Raw genomic sequence first — 23,205 nt, forward strand, 5'->3', positions numbered from 1 at the left:
GTCAAATGACTTGGAATTTGATGAACTTGTAATTACTTTGTAATAACAAACAAATACTTATGGAACTTTCAGTAATAAACATTGGGAACTCAAAAGGAATACGTCTTTCTAAGACAATCCTTGAAAAATACAGTATTAACGACAAAGTTGAACTCATTCTGGAAAAGGGCTATATCATTTTGAAACCAATAAGCGAACCAAGAAAAGGTTGGGAAAAGGCATTTAAACAGATGCACGAAAACGGTGATGACCAACTTTTAATGGATGATGTTTTTGAAGATGAAAATTTTGAAGAATGGAACAAGTAAATCAATATGACATCGTACTGGTGAATCTTGACCCCACATTGGGTAGTGAGATGAAAAAAACAAGACCTTGTGTGGTATTATCACCCAATGAAATGAATAAATATTTGCAAACAATTGTAGTTGTACCAATGACAAGTAGCTCTAAACTATATCCAACACGAATTGAAATTAAACATAACTTGACCAAAGGCTGGATTGCAATTGACCAAATACGAACAATAGAAAGAGTAAGAATTATAAAACGTTTTGCAACTTTAACAGACAAAGAGATTGAAGAAGTAAAAACAATTATGCAAAAAACCTTCGTAGATTAATGAAATTACCGAAATCTAACTATCTTTTGCCGTTGCTTGTATTATCATTATCAAATACAATTAGTTTTTATACTCTCTAAAACACACTCATAATTATTTCAATCATCAATCAAATGTTAATATTTTCAAGCCTACTTATCGTATTCGCCTCATTAGCTTCTCTGGTAATAACAGTTGTGGCAATTTTTCAGATTCTTAGTAATGATTTCAAGGGTTCTAAAGTATTATGGATAGTTATCTCAATGATTGGCATTATTGGGCCTATTTTGTATCTAACAGAAGGCAGAAAACGAATTATCAAAAAAGAGTACCAGAATATAAGCACTGAGCAAACTTTTGCATTCAAAAAGTACTATTTTGAATTAATTGTAAACTTGAATATTTATATTAAAGTAGCGTTCATGTTGGCTATTACGCTGATTGTACTTGGCTACCTATTGATAAGCTTTGACATCTATTTTTTCTGGGAAAGTAAATCTATTGGCTATCAACTGCTATTTGTTTTAATCGCTATTTTTTTCCGAAAAGACATAATAGCAAGAAAAAAAATCAATGCTAAAACATCATGGAGTTATGTAGGATTTTGGATTATTACCTTTAACCTATTTATAAAATTGATATTGATAATAGTTTTAACGAATAGCGAAGCATACGAAGTAAGCAAAAAACACCTAAGTAATGATACAACATTGATTAAAGAAATTGGCGAAATTAAAGGCTATTCTATTCTTCCCGATGGAGGACTTTCAGTCAGCAGCGACTCAATCGGCTCCAGTGGCACGGCTACAATTAATCTAATCATTAAGGGTACAAAAAAATATAAAGAAGCTACGTTGTCTTTAGAAAAAACACAATCAACAGATTGGTTGGTAATTGGCATTGAGTAAAATGTATATTTACGCTTTTATTTAATGATTATGATGTACAACTTAGTTGTAAAGGTTATATCGAATTGCTTCAAAAATAGAGACAGCAATATCAAAACTCATTTCCAACAGCTGATTATCTTATCTTTAACTAAAACATTTTCAATCTACAAACTCAAAATTTCGCCAACGTGTTTCTGTATATTTTTACACATTTGGGTTACTGGTAAATCGTTGTTATCTACACCAAACGGGTTTTCTATTTCTTCTGCTATTAATTCCAAACTGGCTAAAACATAAAATACAAATACAACAATCGGGACGGCGATATATCCTAAACTAAATACATATCCAAAGGGAAGTGTCATTACATAAAAGAAAATAAATTTTTTAATAAACACAGAATACGAGAAAGGAATGGGTGTGTTTTTGATTCGTTCGCAAGCTCCGCATACTTCTGTTAGGGTTTTAAACTCTTCATTGAGCAAAAGTAATTGCGTGCCTGTAATGGTCTTATTTTCATAAAGTTGGTTCAATCGTGCAAATATTAGTTTAGCGATATGGTTAGGTTTATGCACATCATGTTCGACTGCGATGGTTGAAGCAAATACTTCGCTATTGTTCTGATGTCCACGGAGATGTCTTTTCAAAGCAAAGGCATATTCTACAAGCATATCATTAAAAAATTGACGATGTTTTGTATCCGAAGAAGACAACAAAGCATTGATTTTCATGGCAAAATTTCTTGAGTTGTTGGTAAGTGTTCCCCACATTCTTCTGCCTTCCCACCAACGGTCATAAGCGGTGTTAGTCCTAAAAACCAAGAGTAACGAAATCACAAAACCCAACATTCCATGTAAAATAGTAATGTTCTTGAGGTGACTATTCTCGCCTAATTTGAATACTTCAAGTTCTAAAAAAGCAATCAAAGCTACGTAAACAGACAAACTAATGAGCATGGGTGTAAGTTGTCTGACAGTATCGCCACGGTGAATTCTAAAGATAAAAGTAAACCATTCTTTAGGATTATAATTAATCATTTTTGTAGGGTTATGAATGAATTGATGATTGTATGTGCTTAACAAATATACAAAATAGCCCCTATTTTGAAAAAAGAATGATTAAAAACAGAATACTCTATAAAACCAATAGTTTAAAATTCTTTATCGCTTTATATTTGTCGAGTACATTTTTTAAGTACATTTATTTTCATTTTCAAACTAAACCCTCAATATTCAATGAAAAAATTCATTGCTCTTGCCTTATTGCTTCTGCCTCTGGGTATTCAAGCACAACAAGCTAAACCGAATGTTCAAGTAAAAGGAACACTCAAGAATATTAAAGATACTATTTCGATAGTATATGCCAACTACGCCTCCAATGGTAAAAGAGTCTTAGACAGTGCCAACGTAGTAAATGGACAATATTCTTTTAATATCAAAATTAGCGAACCTGTGCGAGCTCAGTTGACGGCCCGCAATGTAGCAAATAAAAAAGCTAAAGTTATTGCAAGAAATGTAGCCAGTGTTTTCTTAGAACCGGGCATTATCACCGTTGCCAGTGTGGATTCATTTACCAATGTTAGCGTTAAAGGTTCTAAAGCTCATTCGGAATTTGTGAAATTACAGGCAGCTTTAAAACCTTATGACGATAAATTGGAAGTACTTTACCAACAATATTCGGCTCAGGTAAAGAATAAAAACAAAGAAGCATTAGATAAAATAGAAAACGCTATTGATTCATTGGATGCCCTACAAAGAGAAGAAGTATATGGGGCTTATGTAAAGCAAAATCCCAATTCACCGATTGCCCTTTATGCTTTAAAAAATTATACTGGCTACGAAGTGATTGCCTCAAAAGTTGAACCTTTCTTTGACTTACTCCCTGCGGCTATCAAAAACTCAACAGCAGGGATTGAATTTAAAGCTAAAATAGAAACAGCCAAACTAACTGATATTGGTAGAGAAGCTTTAGATTTCACCCAAAATGATACCTTGGGAGTACCCGTAAAACTTTCGTCACTTCGTGGAAAATACTTATTGGTAGATTTTTGGGCAAGTTGGTGTGGGCCTTGTAGAAGAGAAAATCCAAACGTAGTACAAGTATTTAACCAATTCAAAGACAAAGGTTTTCATATTATTGGCGTTTCGTTGGACCAACCAAATGCGAAAGAAAAATGGATGAAAGCCATCCACGATGATAAACTTACTTGGACGCACGTTTCTGATTTACAATTTTGGAATAATGAAGTTGCCAAACTGTACGGTATTCAGTCGATTCCGCAGAATTTACTGTTAGACCCAGACGGAAAAATCATTGCAAAAAATCTAAGAGGTGAAGCCTTGGGTAAAAAATTAGAGGCAATTTTTAGTAAGGAAGCAAAAGAAAATGCTCCTAAAGTCAATAAATAAATTGATTAAAGTATTCACATTCCACAAGTTCTAAGCAAAACATAAACTTATGTCAGAATTTAAAAAGTATCGAAGAAAACAAATTGCTGAATTGAGACCATTCGTAGAAGGGGAAATTTTACCTGAAAAAGTATCTATTTCTAAAGCTGACCGAGACGGAGGAAGTCCCAAAATTGGAGATATGATTGCTCGTAATCCCATTAATCACGATGACCAATGGTTGGTAGCCAAACAATATTTTGAAGATAATTTCGAGCTTTTTGAATAAACTGTTCTTTGCTCTAAATTCCATAAAAAAACACCTCATCGGTCAACTGATGAGGTGTTTTTTATGGAATCAAAATCTTAGTAACGATAATGTTCAGCCTTGAATGGGCCTTCTACTGTTACGCCGATATATTCTGCTTGTTCAGCTTCTAAAGTTTCTAATTTTACACCGATATGTGCCAAGTGCAAACGAGCTACTTTTTCATCCAAATGTTTAGGAAGGATGTATAGTTTTTTCTCGTACTTGTCAGTATTTGTCCATAATTCTAACTGTGCCAAAGTTTGGTTACAGAAAGAGTTAGACATTACAAACGATGGGTGACCCATAGCACAACCTAAGTTTACTAAACGACCTTCTGCCAAAATGATTACTTCTTTGCCGTCGATGTTGTACAAATCTACTTGTGGTTTGATTTGCTCTTTTGTATGACCATAAGCACCGTTCAACCAAGCCATGTCGATTTCGTTATCGAAGTGACCGATGTTACAAACGATAGCTTTGTCTTTCATAGATTTGAAGTGACGCTCACGAATGATACGTAAGTTACCAGTAGCTGTAACAAAGATATTCGCACGAGTAGCAGCTTCATCCATTGTTACTACTTCAAAACCGTCCATCGCTGCTTGTAAAGCACAAATTGGGTCTATTTCAGTAACTAATACACGGCAACCTGCACCACGTAAAGACTCAGCAGAACCTTTTCCTACATCGCCATAACCTGCTACAACCGCTACTTTACCAGCCAACATTAAGTCAGTAGCACGACGGATTGCATCTACTAATGACTCTTTACAACCGTATTTGTTATCGAATTTAGATTTAGTAACAGAATCGTTTACGTTGATAGCTGGTAAATATAAAGTACCATTTTTCAAACGCTCGTACAAACGGTGAACACCCGTAGTAGTTTCTTCTGATAAACCTTTGATACCGTCGATTAACTCTGGATAGTTATCAAAAACCATATTTGTTAAATCGCCACCATCATCCAAAATCATGTTCAAAGGCTGACGGTCTTCGCCGAAGAAAAGCGTTTGTTCAATACACCAGTTGAATTCTTCTTCGTTCATGCCTTTCCAAGCATAAACAGGAATACCAGCAGCAGCAATCGCAGCGGCAGCGTGGTCTTGTGTAGAGAAAATATTACAAGATGACCAAGTAACGTCTGCCCCTAAAGCAGTTAATGTTTCAATCAATACAGCCGTTTGGATAGTCATGTGCAAACATCCTGCGATTCTTGCCCCTTTCAAAGGCTGAGATTCACCATATTCTGCACGAAGTGCCATCAAACCTGGCATTTCTGCTTCGGCCAAACGTATTTCTTTACGACCCCATTCTGCCAAAGCGATGTCTTTTACTTTGTAAGGTACGTACTGTTGTGTTCCAGTTGACATTTATTTTTTATGTTTTAAATTTCAAAATTCTTAGAATAACACAAAATTAACACCTTTCTGCTTGATTGTAAAAATGATTCAGCATAAGTTTTGCGATTTATCTGTCTATTCTGAAAAAATAGATATTTTATCTTAATAAGCATATTTATAAGAAATATTATCTATTAATTCTGCATCTGTTAGTAGAACAGCACGAAGTATTCAAGAGATTTTTCCTGCTTCTTTTAGCATTTTCTATCTATTTTTTCATTTTTATCATTTGTAAATAGGGAAAATATTATTTTAATTGTCATTGATTTGAAACGCTAAAAATTAATTTTATGAACAAGAAATTTTTAAACCTCCTCATCTTTACTTCTATCGCCAATATCGGTTTTGCACAGCAAGTTTCTTCTGATTCTATTTTTACAAAAGAAGGACTTATTTTAGCAGACGTAAAAGAAGTAACCCCTGAAGTAGTTAAATTTAGTTATCCTGCCGAAACAGTGATGAACTCTATTTACAGAAACACCATTGAAAAAATCGTGTTTAAGTCTGGCAGAGTACAGATTTTCAAAGAATCGCTGGCATTAGGCGAAATCAACAGTGCCTTCGATTTTGAAAAAGTAAGTATCACACACGTTGAATCTGAAATCAAAGGATTGTATAAACTGGATGAAGTATTTTCTAAAGCCGTAGGAACAACTACGCTTTCAAACATTACTGCGGTGAAAGAAAGAGCTTTTAGAAAATTAAAAATACAAGCGGCTTTGCTCGGAGGAAACGTAGTGTTTATGATAGACCAGAATACAGTCGGGAATCAGTACGGTGGCTATTATCAATCAGGAAAAGCTACTGAAACAATCTTGACGGGAATTGTATATTCAAACAGTATTCCTAAAACAGAAGATGTAATGGCTTTGCTGAATAAACAAAAGACTTTCAAAGTATTCTCAAGCTATTATGCAGGCAATAATAGTACAGATGTTGAAGGAAGTTCATTTATACCTGATACTTTTACGGCTGAAAATTTTTATACTGAAAACGGTTTCGTTTACATCAACGGGCAAACAGAAGGCAACAAGAATACGGTATTTAAAGTGGTTTCATTCAAAAACAACCAAATGATTTTGTACTGGAAAGACAAAAAGAACGCTTATAATTTGACTTTGGAACTGGAATAATAAAAAAAGGCTGGAATTTCTTCCAGCCTTTTTTTATTTTACTTCAAAACCTCCTGCTCCAATTTTAAAACCTTCTGCATACATTTCGATTGCGTAATTGCCCGGTCGGAAAGGAATGCCTCTGTGATAAATAAAATCATAATGAAGATTTTCGTTATCAAAATTGATTTCTCTACGAATGGTAAAACCAATGTCTTGTCCATTCATGCTGATTGTCCCCGAACCCATATCTGTATCAAAAAGCGTTGAGCCGTCGGGGTCAAGTATTCTGATAAATACCGTTTTTTTCCCTTTTTCGGTCAGTTCATTTTTTACTAATTGTACCGAAAGTTTAATTTTTTCTAATTTACGAGCCTTATAACGGTCATCCTCAAATTCTTTTCCATTATAAGTAACACCAATTACTTTCAAAGATTCTACTCTCAAAGCAGCGGCTTTGGTTACTTTTTCTTTTAATACTCTGTTTTGTGAAGCTACTTCGGCACTTCTGGCACGAATTTCATCAACACTTCTCGACAAACCCATTTTTTCAGATTTGAGATTTGAGTTTTCGGAAGATAATTGTTCGTTTTCTTCACGAAGTTTTACCAATTCAGCTTCTTTCGAGCGAAGAATTGTTTCGTAGCCTTTGATTTTTTCATTGAAATTTTCTTTGATTGTCGCAATTTCCAATGAGTAATTTTTAGTAAGCTCTACTTTGTCTTGTTCCAAAGCGGCTTTTGCTCTTTGTAATTCACCAATATCACCGCCTAACTGATTCACCTCCGCAATCTGCTGGTCTAACTGAAAAGTAATCGAGTCTAATTTGATACGAGTATTAGCCAATTCCATTACTTTCGCATTAATAACCTCTTCTTGATTCGCCATTGTTTCTTTTGACTCAAACAGCATATAAGCCAAACAAAAGGCAATCAGTATTACCAAAGCTAAGGCAGCTTTTAATATACTATTACTATTGATGGGTTTATTCTCAGGACTTTGCGGTAAAATATTATTCATATAAATCGAATTATTTATGATGATATTCAGTAGGAATACTCAAAGATAATATAAGTATTTTACAATTTTTGAGTATTCCTACGGATTGTCTTTTATTCTTATTATACGGTCGATAATTGTCACGAAACTATTTTTCGACAACTTTGGTACTTCCTAAAAAAGGCAAAACACTTTCCAGACTCATTCCTCTTGAGCCTTTTACCAAAATATGCGTGTTACTTACGGGATAATCTTGCAACCAATTATGTAAACCAAACTTATCTGGGAAATAATGAACTTTCATTACTGGTAATTCTTTCACAGCACTTTCCATCAGTTTTCCAGCTAAAAGGATATAATCGAATTTACAGTTTGCCAATAATTTCCCGATAGCCTCATGTTCGGCTTCGGCTTCATCGCCCAATTCAAACATATCGCCCAAAATCACCATTTTTTTATCTACTTTCAATTCGTTGAAATAAGTAATGGCTGCCGACATCGAAGACGGATTGGCATTGTAGGCATCCATCAATACCATATTTGTCCCTCTTTTCACAAACTGCGAACGATTGTTGTTCGGCACGTAATCGGCAACGGCTTTACAAGCAGCCGTAAGGTCGATACCAAAGTATTGTCCGATTCGGATTGCCGCACAAATATTTTGGAAATTATACACTCCCGTAAGGTGAGACGAGTATAAATTTCCAGCGGTATCTTCAAACGTAACAAATGGACTTTTAGACACCATACTTACGACAGTTTTGTAATTTGGGTTTGCGTCTGTCGTATAAATAATCGTTTCTTTGAACTGACGGTTTTCGGTCATCGCAAGTGTTGGCGTAGAAGCAACATTTACAAAAACAGTTTGATGGTTTTCAGAAAGCCAATCAAATAATTCGCCCTTACCTTTTACTACTCCTTCTACCCCACCAAAACCTTCTAAATGTGCCTTACCAATATTGGTGATAAAACCGTGCGTAGGTTCGGCTATTTCAACCAATTCTTTAATATCTCCTTGTTTGTTTGCTCCCATTTCGATAATGGCAATTTCAACTTTTTCATCAATAGCCAAAATAGTCAACGGCACGCCAATATGATTATTCAAATTGCCCACTGTGGCATAAGTACGGTACTTTTTAGACAATACCGCATTGATTAATTCTTTGGTAGTAGTTTTTCCATTTGAACCCGTGAGACCTATAAAAGGAATATTCAATTGCTTTCTATGGTAATTTGCCAAAGCTTGAAGGGCTTTTAGTCCGTCTTCAACCAATAAATACTGTTGGTTTTTCACATAGCTGGCGTCGTCAACTACGGCATATTTAGCTCCTTTTTCAAGAGCTTGTTCGGCGAAAGCGTTGGCATCAAAATTGGGGCCTTTCAAGGCAAAAAAGATGGAGTTTGCTTCAATTTTACGGGTATCCGTAGAAACCCCAGTACATTCTTTATACTTTTGATATAATTCAGTAAGCGAAATCATAGTTTTGTTCGTTTAATAATAAATATGTTTATATAAAATGGTTTTCTGATTTTTCGGCAATATTACATGAAAAAATTAATTTTACTTTTAATACTCCTAAATCTTGGGAAAAGCTTTGGTCAAAGTTTTACCTTCAAAATAGATAATTCAATCAATTTTATTCAAAATGGACAGAGCCTTCGCAATACTTTTGCTGGAGGTTTGAACGCTCCGCAGTTTTCAACTTGCAAGCTCAATGCCGACGAAGTTGAAGACTTAGTCATTTTCGACCGCACGGCTCAAAAAATATTTACCTTTATAGCAAAACAAGATAATTCGGGTAAATACTCATGGCAATACGCCCCAGAGTACGAAACTGCCTTTCCGAGTATTCAAAACTGGATGCTTTTGGTAGATTATGACAAAGACGGCAAAAAAGATATTTTCGCTTATACTTCTTCGGGCATAAAGGTTTATCGTAATGTTTCAACTACTTCTATTGCTTGGGAATTGGTAGCCGACCCCATTTATACCACGGGATATTCGGGTAAAGTAAACCTTTATATTGCTACAACCGACTTGCCTGCCATTACCGATATTGATAATGACGGAGATTTGGACATTGTTGTTTTCGATTCTTCTGGAAATTTTTTACTTTTTCATAAAAACTTTAGTCAAGAAAACTACAAAGACGCTACACACTTGGAATTTAAACGCATTGGCGACTGTTGGGGAAATCTTTTCAAAGAGTATTTTGATGATGCCCGTTTCGACCAAGACTGTGGAAGTAATACCCCAGTTGGAAATTCAACTGCCAATGGACAAAAAGTTACGCACGCAGGTAATTCTATTTTGGTGATAGACTTGGATGGCGACGGACTTAAAGATGCACTTTATGGTTATATCGGTGCTACTAATATCGCAGCCTTGAGTAATGGCGGTACACTTGATAGAACTTCATTCAAAAAAGCAGATTATAATTTCCCGAACCAACATCCCATCAACTTTGAGGTTTTTCCTGCGGTGTATTATGAAGATGTCGATTTCGACGGTATCAAAGATTTAATTGCTGCCCCAAATGGCTATGACAATGCTTTACAAACCGTGAATTTTCAGGAATCGGCATGGTTTTATAAAAATACGGGCAAGAATGATTTTCCCAAGTTTGAATTTCAACAAACAAATTTCCTACAAAATAGCATGATAGATTTAGGTGAAAATGCTTCGCCAGTTTTTGTGGATATTGATGGCGACGGCGACAAAGATTTGTTGGTCGGAAATGCTGGAAATATTACTTCAACGGGCTATCGTGCCAATATTTCGCTGTATGAAAACAAGGGAAATAAAAATTTTGAACTAAAGACAAATGATTTTTTAGAAATTGCAAAAGCCCAACAATTGTACGAAATCAAACCTTTTGTGACGGATATGAACGGCGACGGAGTAGATGATTTTGGTTTTACGGCAAATTCACCCAAAGGTATGACGATACAGTACCTTCCGAACAAAGCCGCCAAAAATGCTGCCTTCGCACTGAATCTTTCAGAGGCTGTTACTTTACCAAAAATCAGCAATTTGAGTAATGGCGACTCGCCACTATTTTTTGATTTGGACAATGATGGTAAAAAAGACTTACTCATTGGCAAAGGAAGCGGACGAATAGAATTTCAGAAAAACACAGGGACAAACCAAGCTCCAGTTTATACTTTAGCCAAAGAAGAATTAGGCGGGGTTACGTCAGATTATCTTTCGGGCAATTTATCGCTGAGTGTTGCCGACCTCAATGGCGATGGCAAAATGGAATTAATAGCCGCTACTCGTGGTGGATATTTCAGAATTTATAAAAATATTCTCGAACAAAATTTCAATCAATTCGTAGAAGACAACTCAGGTATTTGGAATGAAACCTTGGGCAAGTACGCCAGTTTTTCATTGGGCGGAATGCTATCAATTGCCATTGCTGACATTGATGACGATTTAGTACCCGATATGATGGTTGGTACAAATACGGGTGGTTTAAGATTTCTGAAAGGCACAACACCATTTACCGTAACAGCCACCGAAGACGAGCGAAATAGTATTGTTTACCCAAATCCAACTACGCATTTTATTCATATTAAAAATAATTATCCAGCCGAATACCAGCTAATCGACATTACTGGTAAAATTATTGCTTCACAAAAAGGGTTGAACACCAACCAAGAAATTGTATTTGACTTATCCAACCAAAACGAGGGTACTTACTTTGTACGGATTCTGGCTGAGGGCAAAGCCCAAAGAACAGAAAAAGTACTTTTGAAAAAGTAAAATCAGGAGGAAAAAAAATAAAAAAAGGGGAATTATAGTGGTTTTGACTAACATTTTTAATTTTTTTCTAAAAAAACACCTCAAAATTGCGAACTTTGGAATAATACAGTTTCTTAGTGAAAGGCGGTGCGTTGAAATTTGAGCAAAAGAAACAATCCTGAAACCTCAATCATCAATGCCTTAGCCTGCCAAGCCAAGAACCAACCCTAAATTATGGCAAGAAATATTCCTAAAAATCCTGAACGTACTAACAAAGAACGAAAGCCTTCTTCACAGTTTTCGTTTGACTTTAATATAAAAAAATTTAGTAAGAGTAGTCAGTTTCACTTTATTTTGGGGCTTCTATTAATGTTTTTGGGGGTATTTATGCTTTTCTCTTTTACGTCATACCTTTTCACAGGCGACGAAGACCAGAGCGAAGTAGAAACCTTACAAATTGCAGGAGATGCTATCAAAAAAAAAGCTCAGAATCCATTTGGGCTGTATGGTGCAAAACTGGCTCACTTATTACTTTTTAGACTTTTCGGTATCTCTGCTTTTTTATTAATTCCTATTTTAGTTATTTCTGGCTTTAAGTTATCTTTCAAAAGAGAACTTATACCGCTCGAAAAACTTACTTGGCAGTCTATTTTTTATATGCTCTGGCTAAGTTTGTTTTTTGGCTTCTTCATTTTTATGCTCGAAGCAGAAGAAAACTGGAGTAGCTTATGCGGCGGAGTAGGCTATTATTTGAACGAATACATGTACGACATCATTGGTTGGGCATCTATTTTAGTCATTTTTTTTATCCTGACCGTGTTTGTGGTTTACTATTACGAAGTAGATACTTCTACCTTGTTTGCTCCTTCGCCAAAAGAACCCGAAATATTTGAGGAAGACGAAGATGAAGCACCCGAAGAGAATATTGCCAATGCTAAAAACATCAAAAGAGTCCGTGAAAATCTTGAATTATTGGCATTGGAAAATGAAGATGACGATGTGGTTGTACAGCGTGAAGATAATTCTGACGAAGCCAATATTCGTCCCTACCTTCCCCCTATCGTAGAAACGCCAATACCTGTACCCAATGCTAAAGCAAGTACAGCCAAAGGCCCCGTTGCTCTTACGATTGAAAATGTAGAAGATATTCCTGAAAGTATTGACGAAATTGAAGACGAAACACTTTTGTTGGACATCAACGAAGACGCCAACGATGAAGTTTTGAAAAAGTTTGGGCTGTACGACCCAATGCTTGATTTGCCTCATTATAAATACCCAACACTCGATTTAATGAAAGAGTATGACATGGGTAAACCTAATGTTTCGCAAGAAGAATTAAAAGCCAATTCTGATAAAATTGTTGACACTTTGGCCAACTACGGAATCGGTATTGCTTCCATCAAAGCTACGATTGGACCAACGGTTACGCTTTATGAAATTATTCCAGATGCAGGTGTAAGGATTTCTAAAATCAAAAACTTAGAAGACGATATTGCTCTTTCTTTGGCAGCTTTGGGGATTCGTATCATCGCTCCTATTCCCGGAAAAGGTACGATTGGTATTGAAGTACCAAACAAAAACCGTGAAATGGTACCTGTAAAAATGGTAATTGGTTGCGAGAAATTCCAGAAATCAAATGCTGATTTACCTATCGTTTTAGGAAAAACCATTAGCAATGATATTTTCGTAACTGACCTCGCCAAAATGCCACACCTATTGATGGCTGGGGCGACAGGACAAGGAAAGTCGGTTGGGTTGAACATGATTCTTACTTCTTTATTGTATAAAAAACATCCTTCACAACTAAAATTTGTGTTGGTTGACCCGAAAAAAGTAGAATTAACGCTTTTCAATAAAATAGAAAGGCATTTCTTAGCAATGTTGCCTAATGCCGCCGAAGCCATTATTACTGATACAAAAAAAGTGGTTCATACCTTGAATTCGCTTTGTATCGAAATGGATAATCGCTATAATTTATTGAAAGATGCAGGTTGTAGAAACCTCAAAGAGTACAATGCCAAATTTGTCAACAGAAGGCTGAATCCAGACAAAGGGCATTACTTTATGCCATATATTGTTTTAATCATCGACGAATTAGCGGATTTGATGATGACGGCAGGAAAGGACGTAGAACAGCCCATTGCCAGACTTGCCCAGTTGGCCCGTGCCATTGGTATTCACTTGGTTGTAGCTACACAACGCCCTTCGGTGAACGTGATTACGGGTACTATCAAAGCCAATTTCCCTGCTCGTCTTTCGTTTAAAGTTACTTCAAAAATTGACTCAAGAACGATTTTAGATACAGGCGGTGCTGAACAATTGGTTGGTATGGGTGATATGTTGCTTTCGATGGGTTCGGATATTATTCGTTTGCAATGTGCTTTTGTAGATACGCCAGAAGTGGAGGATGTTTGCGAATTTATTGGTAATCAACAAGGCTATGATTCGGCTTATATGTTGCCAGAATTTGAAGGCGATGGCGAAGGCGGAAGTGAGAAAAGTGATTTCGACCCTGCCTCAAGAGACCAGTTTTTTGATGAAGCCGCTCGCTTGATTGTGACGCATCAACAAGGCTCTACTTCATTGATTCAAAGAAGATTGAAATTAGGTTATAACCGTGCAGGAAGACTGATCGACCAATTGGAAGCCGCTGGCATCGTAGGGGCTTTTGAAGGTTCAAAGGCTCGTGAAGTATTGATTAAAGATATGGAAACGTTGGAGAGACATTTGAAAAGTTTATAAAACTAATTGATTGGTAATTAGAGATTGGTGATTAGTTTTTGAATTATTAATCTACTTTCAATAAAAAAGCTGTCCTAAAAAGACAGCTTTTTTATTGTGTACTCATTGAAATTCAAGTAACGTATTCTAAATTAAACAAATGATAAACAAATACTTAAAATTCTAATCACCAATCTCTAATCACTGCTGAAAAACAATTCGTTTTTTGCCATTCGTTGAAAATACTTCTACTTTCTTAGCTTTGGCGGGAATCCAAAAATCATTTCCAGATTGTGATAAATAAGTATTGCCAAAACTTACTTCGTCTTTTTGTATTTTGCCATTTTGGAAAACAGTACGAATCATAAAATCAGAAGGCTGAATGGCTACCGATTTTGCTTTTTGATTCCATTGATATACTTTCAAAGAAGCTCCATTTTGTGAATTGAACAATAAAAGTTGATTATCTTTTCCTCGTACTTTCACCAAAGCTTTGCTGTCGCCATCAAAACAAATTCCAGACTGAGTAATGGAAATTTCTTGAAACTGTCCTTTGCCATTGCCTGCAAATAAAATTCCTTTAGAAGCATCCAAACGTCCAATGCTGATTTCGTTGCCGTAGTCGTTGCCCGAAAGAAGTAAATCAAGGTTGCCGTCTTGGTTGAAATCTTGCACCAACATCGCATTATTAGTAGAAAACTGTGCTTGGAGTGGCAAAGCTGTCATTTTAAAATTACCATTTCCAAGATTTTCAAGATAGCTTGTACTCATCCAATTTGCCTTTAGAATATTTCCTTTAGCCATTTCTTCGGGCAATAGTACTTCGTGAATAGTCGCTTTGGCAAATTTTGCGTACTTATCAAAACGTTTTTTGGTTTGGATAAACTGTTTGGCAAGGTCGTCACGAGTATTGTAGGGATATTCCTGTCGTCTTCCTAAAGAATCTTTCAGATAAATAGTAGGAATTGCATCAAAACTACCATCGCCGTTGAAATCACCAAAATATACACTTACGGGTGTTTCGTTGCTGGCTCTGTGCAAAGTGTTTTGACCTAAATTTCCTGCTACATAATCCATATCGCCATCTTTGTCAAAATCCCCTGCGGCAAGGCTATTCCACCAACCTATTTGAGAAGCCAAACCTGTATTTTCAACCGTACTGAATTTTCCCTTCGTATTTTTCAAAAAGGTAATGGGCATCCACTCGCCTGCTAAAATCAAATCTTGCCAACCATCGTTGTCAAAATCAGACCAAAGGGCATCGCAAACCAAGCCAATATTTTGTAAAGCCGGAGCTACTGAAGCTGTCACGTTGGTAAATTTCAAGAGTGGAGCTTCGTTTCGGAGTATGTAGCTGCTAACGGGCTTTGGATATGCCGAAGGCTCTACTCTTGAACCAATAAATAAATCTAAATCGCCATCATGGTCGAAATCACTGGCTTTTACACAAGAACCACTTTTCAAGAAAGTTGGTAATATTTCGGGCATTTCTTTGAAATTCCCCTTGCCATCATTGATATAAATATGGTCTTGATAAGCCTTATCGCCCACAGGTAATTCATTACTTCCACTGACGGTATATAAATCTAAATCGCCATCATTTTCTATATCGAACAGTAATGTTCCAACGTCTTCGGAGGTTTTTTCTAAAGCATTTTTTTCTGCTAATAATTCTTTTACCTGAAACTTTCCAGAAGCATTTTGCAATAAAAATTTTCCTTTTCTACGTGATGAACTTCCTACGAAAACATCTTCTAAACCATCGCCATTGACATCCCCCACGGCTAAACTTGGGCCTTGTTGCGAAAATTTATGTGGAATCAATTTCTGAATATTAAAATCTATAAAATCTTCTTCCTCGTGTCGGAATGGAATATTTAAGGTTTCAGAAATATCTGTAAACAGCGGAGGTTCAGAAACAAGTACTTCTTTTTCAATAATTTTAGCTTTGCTTTCCTGTAATTCCAGCACTTGGTTGGTAGCAACATTTTTCAGAATCTCTACTTTACCCGATGGCCAAACTACTTTTACTTGTTCTACCATTTTGTTTGTGCCTAAACCAAAATGAGCCACAGGTTCAACCGACGACAAGTATCCACGATAAGGCGTATTTTCATACACTTGTTTTTCACAATGATGATACTGGACTTCTATCCAAGCTCCCAAACCTGCCACATTTTGTTTTTCACCTTTCAGTTTAATTCGCAGATAATGGCTTTTTTCTGGCATTTGTTGAATGGCATTATTGCGATAAACCGATGCCGAATCGTTGATATTGTTCACGACATAATCTAAATCGCCATCATTATCCAAGTCGGCATAAGCTGCTCCATTTGAAAAACTTGGCTCTAAAATTCCCCATTTGGTCGTAACGTCCTCAAAGCCAATTTTACCCGTATTTTTAAAAGCAAAGTTTTTGATTTTTACCGACGGAATATAATCCATCAAAAGCATTGGAGCGGCAAAATTTCCTACTTCCGAACGATAAACCATAAAATCTTGGTCGGTAATATCCTGCGGAAAACCATTTGTAATTATGATGTCTCGAAAACCATCGTTGTCAAAATCAGTCACCATAGGTGTCCAACTCCAATCGGTTTCGGCTACTCCTGCCAAAAGTCCGATTTCACTAAAAGTTGGTTGTTTGGTTTTTGGGTCAAATCCACGATTGAGTTGAAGCGTATTTCTGGGATATTGATAATCGTAACCGTACTTGTCGTTGTTTTGATATGCCTGATAATTATTCGCCAAAGTCATCATTTTTTTACGATAATTATCCGCAGGCATCATATCTACCGCCACAATATCTACTAAACCGTCATTATTAATGTCCTCCACGTCATTTCCCATAGCAGAATGAGAAGTATGTTTGAAGTAATCATGTGCTTGGTCGATAAAACCTGTGTGTTTTCCGTTTTTGTGCTGATTGATATAAAGTAAGTCGTTGGTCAAATAATCGTTGGTCACGTAAATATCTTTCCAGCCATCTTGGTTGATGTCGGTAATATTTACACCTAATCCAAAACCTTCTATCAATATTCCTTCTTGAGCAGAAACGTCTGTATAATATGGATGTTTCTTTGTTGCATCCCAGTCGTTTCTGTACAATTTATCTGAAATCCCCGACGAACCATCTTTATTTTTGTAATGATACATATTTGGGAAACGAGTATTCGACATTTCATTGACCAACACGTAAAGGTCTAAATCGCCATCATTATCATAGTCGAAAAAGGCGGCATTGGTTGAATGCGTTGTGTCGGCAATGCCGTACTCTTGTGCCATTTCTTTAAAAGTAGGCACGCCATTTTTATCAATTCCTTGATTGACATACAATAAGTTGGCACGCTCGGCAGCTACTTTTTTCACCGTTGCACAAACGTAAATGTCTAATAAATTATCATTATTGATGTCCACCACCGCTACACCCGAACACCACTTCCCTTTTCCATCTACCTGTGCTTTTTGTGTAACATCTTCAAATTTTAGTTGGTTTGAGGTTGAATCTTTTCTGTTTAAATACAAACGATTGGCTACTTGGTTGCCTGTAAAATATACATCTACCAAATTATCATTATTAAAATCGCCCAATGCTACACCGCCGCCATTATTGATATATTCAAAAGTGAGAATATTCATGGTATCATTTTCAGTAATTCTATTTGAAAACTGAATGGCTGTTTCTTCGGTAGAGAGACTGGTAAAAAGTGTATTTTGCTCTTCGCCACTACACGAGATTTCGAGACCAAACATACAAAAGCATGAAAGGTGAAGTAAAAATCTACGAAATGGAAAATTTAAAAAAGTAGTTGTTTGCTTCATTTTCAATCGGTTTATTATAAAAAATAGAGATGGTACAAAATACCATCTCTGTAAAATTATTAACCATTTTTCAATTATTAACCTAATTTATTTATAAGCAGGGTCTTGAGTCAAAGTAGGCTTACCATCTTTTTCAGAACGGTCGATTGCCTCTTGAGGAATTGGGAAGAATTCGTGCTTGCCTTTTACAAATACTCCACCTTTTTTGTACACACGTTTGGTACTTTCTACGGCATTGTATTTATTTAAAGTTTCAGCGGCAATTCCCCATCTTACGAGGTCAAAGAATCTGTGACCTTCCATCGCAAATTCCAAACGAGTTTCAAAACGAACTGCTTTTCTTGCTGTTGCTGCGTCTGTCCAAGGCGTTGAATATGGCTTGATTACATAATTCGCCGCTGGCACTGGATTTCCTTTTGAGTCTGTTACCAAAGTATAAGCATCACGAGTTGACCCTTGAATAGCTTTTTGTACAAAACCTGCTGGATTAGCAGCACGCTCTCTGATTTGGTTTACCAAAGTTCTTGCTCTTTCTAAGTTGCCAAGTTCTACTTCACATTCAGCCAACCAAAGTAAAATCATACTATAACGCATAATACGGTAGTTGTTACTTGTTAAGTTTGCCCAACCGTTTACACCAGTAAATGCTTTTGAAGGAATGTGTTTTTTCGGAGAATATGGGCCTGCATAAGTTTGGTCACGGATAAAGTCACGGTTATGGATTTTGTAGTCGATAAACAAAATACCACGACGACCTACTGTGTGGTCCAAACGAGGGTCTAAAGCACCATCATAAGGAGTATATGGGTCATCCAAACCTACACCTTGGTCGTTTTTCACGTCAGAATCATTGAAACTATCCAATAAAGGCAAACCATTAGCATCTGTTTTATAAGCATTCACTAAGTTTTGTGAAGGCTGATAGAAACCGCAACATCCCCAAGGTGAAGTATATGGGTGAGCCAAACCTACACCAGCGTTGGCAGCGTCACCACTTGCACTTGACGAAGCGTACTGAATTTCAAAAATTGATTCAGCATTGTTACGAGTACTGGCATCGTGGTTATCTCTGAAATTATCTACCAATTTGAATTTTCCACTTGCTACAATTTGGTCTAAAATTGCTTTAGCAGCTTGTAATTTAGCTGTATTAGCAGCACCCGTAGAAATATTCCAACCTTGATACATATAAGCTTTTGCTAAAAATGCCATTGCAGCCCATTTAGTAGGACGACCCACTTGCGACTGAGTGTTAGGTAAAACATCCATAGCCGCTTTGAAATCAGCTTCGATATTTGGCCAAACATCCTTATCGTTTGGTACTTTAGTACTTTCCAAATCATCTAATTTGTAAGTATTCTCGTCGATATAAGGAATTGTTTTCCACATTTTTTTAGCTTCAAAATGGAACAAACCTCTCAAGAAACGAGCCTCAGCGATGATTTGCTTTCTTCTGTCGTCACTAATGTCAGTTACATTTTTCAAGGTATTCAACACATCGTTTGAACGAGCCACACCTTTGAACAAACCTCTCCACTTATTTTTAATGTGGTTACTTGTAGGTTGAAAGTCCCATTTTTCGATAAATGATTGCTCTGGTTGGTCACCCGCATCAGTTCCTTTGTAGGCATCATCAGAAGCAATTCCACCAAAAACCCAGCTTTGAATATCATTATTCCAAGCATCCTGACCGTCTAATCCTTGGCCATCAATCATGGCATAAGCACCCACCAAAATACCTTCAACCCCTTTGGCTGTTTGTAAGGCAGATGGGCTATATTGTCCTTGTGGCTCACGAGTAAGGAATTCGTCACTACAAGCCGTAGCAACACCAAAAACCAAACCAGCCGACAAGCAAAATTTTATAATATTGTTAATTTTCATATTTTCTATGTTTATTATAAAAACAAACTATTTTTTGTAATAAAGAGTGATTTTAAATTTTGTGATAGATTAACCTATCATGGGCTTAAAATCCGAGGTTTACTCCAAGAATGAAAGTTCTTGAAACTGGCATATATCCACCATCAAAACCTAAAGTATTATCACTACCTGTTTGAATTTCTGGGTTCAAACCTGAATACTTCGTAAAAGTGGCAAGGTTTTGTGCTTGGATATAAATTTGAGCGTTATCCAAACCTACTTTGCTACCAATGTTTCTTGGTAAGTTGTAAGTCAACTGTACGTTTTTGATACGGAAGTATGAACCATCTTCAATAAAATAGCTTGATGGACGGCTACTGATTTGGTCGTTGGCATCCATGATTGGCACAGTACCCGACTTGTTGGTTGGTTGCCAAGCATCATACAAAGCACGTTTTGAACGGTTTCCTTGGAAAGTGTTGAAGTCAGAGAAGTAACGAGTATAGTTAAATACATCATTTCCTTGAGTACCGTTAGCAAAGATGGTTAAGTCGAATGCTTTGTAACCGATATTGATGTTCAAACCATAAGTAAAATCAGGGTGTGGATTTCCGATGATTGTACGGTCGTCATCAGTGATTTTTCCGTCACCGTTTATATCTTCAATTTTGAATTTACCAGCTTTGTTGTAGTCTCCGTAAGCAGGCCAAGCTTTCGCTTCTTCGTCAGACTGGAAAATACCCAATACTTTATACCCATAGAAAGAAGAAATAGGCAAGCCCGCTTGTGTAAGTGTAACAGCAGGTACACGTGAGCCATAACCGAAGTAACGAGTATTCGGGCTAGCATCTAATTTATCTACTACGTTACGGTAAGTAGAGAAGTTTGCACCGATGCTGTAACGAATATCGCCTACATTACTCTTGTAATTCAAACCAATATCAACCCCTTTGTTAGTCATTTCGCCTACGTTGAAAGCAGGAGCAGTAGCATCACCAGCGGTAAAAGTAATCGGTGTGGTGAATAACATATCAGAAGTTTTTCTGTTCCAAATGTCTAATTCAAAAGTTAGTTTGTTATTGAAAAGTGCTGCATCAAAACCTACGTTTGTTGAAGTTGTAGATTCCCATTTTGCGTTCGGGTTACCAAAAGCACTGGCATCATAACCGATAGTTGGTGTTGTTTGATTTCCATCAATTGGATAACCAGCATGGTAAATATCAGAACGATAAGTAGTATAAGCGTTGTATTTACCGATTTTTTGGTTACCAGTTTTACCCCATCCATAACGTAGTTTTAAGTCACTGATGAATGGCAATTGGTCTTTGATGAATTTCTCTTCTGATAAACGCCATCCTAAGCTGACCGCTGGGAAGAAAGCGTTACGAGAAGCTGATAAGAAACGAGAAGAAGCGTCATTTCTAACAATCAATTGTACCAAGTATTTGCTTCCGTAAGCATAGTTTAATTTACCAAATTGTGAAGACAAAGTATAGTCATTACCTACGCTACCATAGTTTGATACTTTTGTAGGGTCTCCTAAATCAAGATAACTGATGATTGGATTTACTTCAAAAGCATAACCATTTCTACTTGCCCCAAAATACTCCCCAAATTGCTTGATTGATTCAAGACCTACGTAAGCATCAAATTTATGAACGTCTTTGATAGTAGTGCTGTACGATAAAGTATTTTGCCAAACCCACTGATAGTCATAGCTTGTTCTTGAAGTAGAACTGTTGTTGAAGCTACCTTCTACGTATTCAGGGTTTGCACGACCAATTTCTTTTTGGTTTTCAGTAGTTACGTCCACACCGAAACTGGTTTTTGCTTTCAAACTTGGAAGAATGTCGAATTCAGCATAAATATTACCGAAACCTCTCATTCTGTACAAACGGTTATCTTTTTGACGATACAAAGTAGCATAAGGGTTTGAGTTGTTACCCAAGTTTGCACCACGGCTACCTGCAAAATTTCCTGCAATATCATAAATCGGTAATAATGGGTGGTGTTTATATGAACCCGATACCGCATTTTGTTCTTCGTTGTTACTGTATCCACCTTTACGATTATCAATTGAAACCGTGAAGTTTTCACCTACTCTTAATCTCTTTTTAATGGCTGAAAATTCAGTATTGGTACGCAAAGTATAACGGTCGTAACCAATGAATTTCACAACCCCATCTTGACTAAAATAACCTAACGACAAAGCATATCTACTGTTTTCAGTACCGCCAGAAGCCGTAAGTTGATAGTTTTTGATTGGAGCTGACTGCGTTAATTCTCCCCACCAATAAGTATCTGCTGATTTTGTAATCGCATAAATATTATCAGGAGTCAATGAATAAAGTTTTGGGTCAACAGCTGGAGTTCCTGCTTTTCCTGCACTTGGGAAAACGTAATCAGGGATTGTTACTTCACCATTTGAGCCAAAAGTATATTGACCATGTGAAGGTGTCTTACCAGCATATTTATCCGCTAAGTATAAGTATTGTCCAAGCTCTTTTGCGTTTAATGATTCTACGTTATTTGATACTTTTTGTGTTCCTTGATAGGCAGAAAAAGTAATTTTAGGAGCTCCTGTTTTACCTTTTTTGGTGGTAATAATTACTACACCATTTGCCGCTCTTGAACCATAAATTGATGCTGATGAAGCGTCTTTCAAAATTTGAATTGTTTCAATATCATTCGGGTTTAAGTTACCTTGGTTTTCGGTAGGCACACCGTCGATAATGAATAATGGGTCGTTGTTACCAATTGTACCAAACCCACGAATACGAACTGTGGCGTTACCACCAGGCGTTGCGTCATTCACAATAGAAAGACCCGAAGCACGACCTTGCAATTGTTGGGCGAAAGTAGTAGCAGGTACTGATTGTAAGTCTTTTGCATTAACAGTTGTAACAGCACCAGTAATATCTCTTTTCGACTGAGTACCATAACCCGTTACAACTACTTCTGTCAAATTCGATACATCTTCAACTAATCTTACATTAATATTTGTTTGATTTCCAACTTTAATTTCTTGAGCCTGAAAACCTACTGATGAAATTTGCAAAACATCATTGGCACTTTTCACTACTATCGAGAAGTCGCCAGTTGCTCCCGTAGCAATACCTGTTTTAGTCCCTTTTACGATAACTGATGCTCCGGGCAAAGCCTGACCGTCTGCTGCTGAAGTTACTTTCCCTGTAATTTTTCTTTCTTGTGCCTTTACAAAATGACTCAACGACAAAAGAGCCAACACTGTAAATACACTGGTTACACTTTTTAGTAATTTGTTTTTCATAGTTTTGATTGTGATAAATTGTGAATTGGATGAATAATTTTGAGTGTTTGTTGAATAGCTTAC

15 protein-coding genes are annotated in these 23,205 nt (G+C 36.6%); 8 read left to right on the top strand and 7 right to left on the bottom strand.

Annotation, left to right across the window (positions count from 1 at the left end; all coding sequences use genetic code 11):
* The first annotated feature begins 59 nt into the window (after positions 1-59).
* From VB248_RS09640 to VB248_RS09650, 3 genes are all read left to right on the top strand, one after another.
* On the top strand, positions 60-308 hold the full coding sequence (locus tag VB248_RS09640) for an AbrB/MazE/SpoVT family DNA-binding domain-containing protein (protein WP_323296560.1): 249 nt from the start codon (positions 60-62) through the stop codon (positions 306-308).
* A complete protein-coding gene (locus VB248_RS09645; protein ID WP_323296561.1) occupies positions 296-622 on the top strand; it encodes a type II toxin-antitoxin system PemK/MazF family toxin in 327 nt (108 codons plus the stop codon). The genes VB248_RS09640 and VB248_RS09645 overlap by 13 nt, the downstream gene beginning before the upstream one ends.
* Before the next feature lie 113 nt (positions 623-735).
* Entirely contained in the window at positions 736-1,509 is a 774-nt protein-coding gene (locus VB248_RS09650; RefSeq protein WP_323296562.1) for a PLDc N-terminal domain-containing protein, read from the top strand.
* 146 nt (positions 1,510-1,655) lie between these two features.
* On the opposite strand, the gene VB248_RS09655 is transcribed toward VB248_RS09650, so the two are convergent.
* Positions 1,656-2,528, bottom strand: coding sequence for a bestrophin family protein (locus tag VB248_RS09655; protein WP_323296563.1), 873 nt, complete (start codon positions 2,526-2,528; stop codon positions 1,656-1,658).
* A gap of 198 nt (positions 2,529-2,726) precedes the next feature.
* Between VB248_RS09655 and VB248_RS09660 the strand changes: the two genes are divergently transcribed.
* On the top strand, positions 2,727-3,899 hold the full coding sequence (locus VB248_RS09660) for a TlpA disulfide reductase family protein (protein WP_323296564.1): 1,173 nt from the start codon (positions 2,727-2,729) through the stop codon (positions 3,897-3,899).
* 49 nt (positions 3,900-3,948) lie between these two features.
* Complete coding sequence (locus VB248_RS09665) at positions 3,949-4,167, top strand: hypothetical protein (protein WP_323296565.1); 219 nt, start codon at positions 3,949-3,951, stop codon at positions 4,165-4,167.
* Between the two features lie 77 nt (positions 4,168-4,244).
* Here VB248_RS09665 and ahcY read toward each other — a convergent pair whose 3' ends face one another.
* Entirely contained in the window at positions 4,245-5,561 is a 1,317-nt protein-coding gene (gene ahcY / locus VB248_RS09670; RefSeq protein WP_323296566.1) for an adenosylhomocysteinase, read from the bottom strand.
* Positions 5,562-5,881: 320 nt separating this feature from the next.
* Here ahcY and VB248_RS09675 point away from each other — a divergent pair, with 320 nt between their 5' ends.
* Complete coding sequence (locus VB248_RS09675; RefSeq protein WP_323296567.1) at positions 5,882-6,724, top strand: hypothetical protein; 843 nt, start codon at positions 5,882-5,884, stop codon at positions 6,722-6,724.
* Positions 6,725-6,757: 33 nt separating this feature from the next.
* On the opposite strand, the gene VB248_RS09680 is transcribed toward VB248_RS09675, so the two are convergent.
* Both VB248_RS09680 and VB248_RS09685 read right to left on the bottom strand, forming a co-directional pair.
* Entirely contained in the window at positions 6,758-7,723 is a 966-nt protein-coding gene (locus VB248_RS09680) for a hypothetical protein (RefSeq protein ID WP_323296568.1), read from the bottom strand.
* Positions 7,724-7,850: 127 nt separating this feature from the next.
* Positions 7,851-9,182, bottom strand: a complete 1,332-nt coding sequence (locus VB248_RS09685) for a UDP-N-acetylmuramoyl-tripeptide--D-alanyl-D-alanine ligase (RefSeq protein ID WP_323296569.1) — start codon at positions 9,180-9,182, stop codon at positions 7,851-7,853.
* 66 nt (positions 9,183-9,248) lie between these two features.
* Here VB248_RS09685 and VB248_RS09690 point away from each other — a divergent pair, with 66 nt between their 5' ends.
* Together VB248_RS09690 and VB248_RS09695 are read left to right on the top strand one after the other, a co-directional pair.
* On the top strand, positions 9,249-11,468 hold the full coding sequence (locus VB248_RS09690) for an FG-GAP-like repeat-containing protein (RefSeq protein ID WP_323296570.1): 2,220 nt from the start codon (positions 9,249-9,251) through the stop codon (positions 11,466-11,468).
* Positions 11,469-11,681: 213 nt separating this feature from the next.
* Positions 11,682-14,189, top strand: coding sequence for an FtsK/SpoIIIE family DNA translocase (locus VB248_RS09695; protein ID WP_323296571.1), 2,508 nt, complete (start codon positions 11,682-11,684; stop codon positions 14,187-14,189).
* 180 nt (positions 14,190-14,369) lie between these two features.
* Here VB248_RS09695 and VB248_RS09700 read toward each other — a convergent pair whose 3' ends face one another.
* From VB248_RS09700 to VB248_RS09710, 3 genes are all read right to left on the bottom strand, one after another.
* Entirely contained in the window at positions 14,370-17,990 is a 3,621-nt protein-coding gene (locus VB248_RS09700) for a VCBS repeat-containing protein (protein ID WP_323296572.1), read from the bottom strand.
* An 87-nt stretch (positions 17,991-18,077) separates the two neighbouring features.
* Positions 18,078-19,874 carry a RagB/SusD family nutrient uptake outer membrane protein gene (locus VB248_RS09705; RefSeq protein ID WP_323296573.1) on the bottom strand — a complete coding sequence of 599 codons (1,797 nt, stop codon included), beginning with the start codon at positions 19,872-19,874 and terminating at the stop codon, positions 18,078-18,080.
* An 85-nt stretch (positions 19,875-19,959) separates the two neighbouring features.
* Entirely contained in the window at positions 19,960-23,142 is a 3,183-nt protein-coding gene (locus tag VB248_RS09710; RefSeq protein ID WP_323296574.1) for a SusC/RagA family TonB-linked outer membrane protein, read from the bottom strand.
* Positions 23,143-23,205: the final 63 nt, after the last annotated feature.

This window comes from Arcicella rigui (genome assembly GCF_034929435.1).
In the GTDB taxonomy this organism is placed as follows: Bacteria; Bacteroidota; Bacteroidia; order Cytophagales; family Spirosomataceae; genus Arcicella; species Arcicella rigui.

What these genes read in the sequence shown, in the direction of transcription:
- VB248_RS09640 (WP_323296560.1), top strand. Translation starts at nt 60, where the DNA reads ATGGAACTTTCAGTAATAAACATTGGGAACTCAAAAGGAATACGTCTT.
- VB248_RS09645 (WP_323296561.1), top strand. Translation starts at nt 296, where the DNA reads ATGGAACAAGTAAATCAATATGACATCGTACTGGTGAATCTTGACCCC.
- VB248_RS09650 (WP_323296562.1), top strand. Translation starts at nt 736, where the DNA reads ATGTTAATATTTTCAAGCCTACTTATCGTATTCGCCTCATTAGCTTCT.
- VB248_RS09655 (WP_323296563.1), bottom strand. Translation starts at nt 2,528, where the DNA reads ATGATTAATTATAATCCTAAAGAATGGTTTACTTTTATCTTTAGAATT.
- VB248_RS09660 (WP_323296564.1), top strand. Translation starts at nt 2,727, where the DNA reads ATGAAAAAATTCATTGCTCTTGCCTTATTGCTTCTGCCTCTGGGTATT.
- VB248_RS09665 (WP_323296565.1), top strand. Translation starts at nt 3,949, where the DNA reads ATGTCAGAATTTAAAAAGTATCGAAGAAAACAAATTGCTGAATTGAGA.
- ahcY (WP_323296566.1), bottom strand. Translation starts at nt 5,561, where the DNA reads ATGTCAACTGGAACACAACAGTACGTACCTTACAAAGTAAAAGACATC.
- VB248_RS09675 (WP_323296567.1), top strand. Translation starts at nt 5,882, where the DNA reads ATGAACAAGAAATTTTTAAACCTCCTCATCTTTACTTCTATCGCCAAT.
- VB248_RS09680 (WP_323296568.1), bottom strand. Translation starts at nt 7,723, where the DNA reads ATGAATAATATTTTACCGCAAAGTCCTGAGAATAAACCCATCAATAGT.
- VB248_RS09685 (WP_323296569.1), bottom strand. Translation starts at nt 9,182, where the DNA reads ATGATTTCGCTTACTGAATTATATCAAAAGTATAAAGAATGTACTGGG.
- VB248_RS09690 (WP_323296570.1), top strand. Translation starts at nt 9,249, where the DNA reads ATGAAAAAATTAATTTTACTTTTAATACTCCTAAATCTTGGGAAAAGC.
- VB248_RS09695 (WP_323296571.1), top strand. Translation starts at nt 11,682, where the DNA reads ATGGCAAGAAATATTCCTAAAAATCCTGAACGTACTAACAAAGAACGA.
- VB248_RS09700 (WP_323296572.1), bottom strand. Translation starts at nt 17,990, where the DNA reads ATGAAGCAAACAACTACTTTTTTAAATTTTCCATTTCGTAGATTTTTA.
- VB248_RS09705 (WP_323296573.1), bottom strand. Translation starts at nt 19,874, where the DNA reads ATGAAAATTAACAATATTATAAAATTTTGCTTGTCGGCTGGTTTGGTT.
- VB248_RS09710 (WP_323296574.1), bottom strand. Translation starts at nt 23,142, where the DNA reads ATGAAAAACAAATTACTAAAAAGTGTAACCAGTGTATTTACAGTGTTG.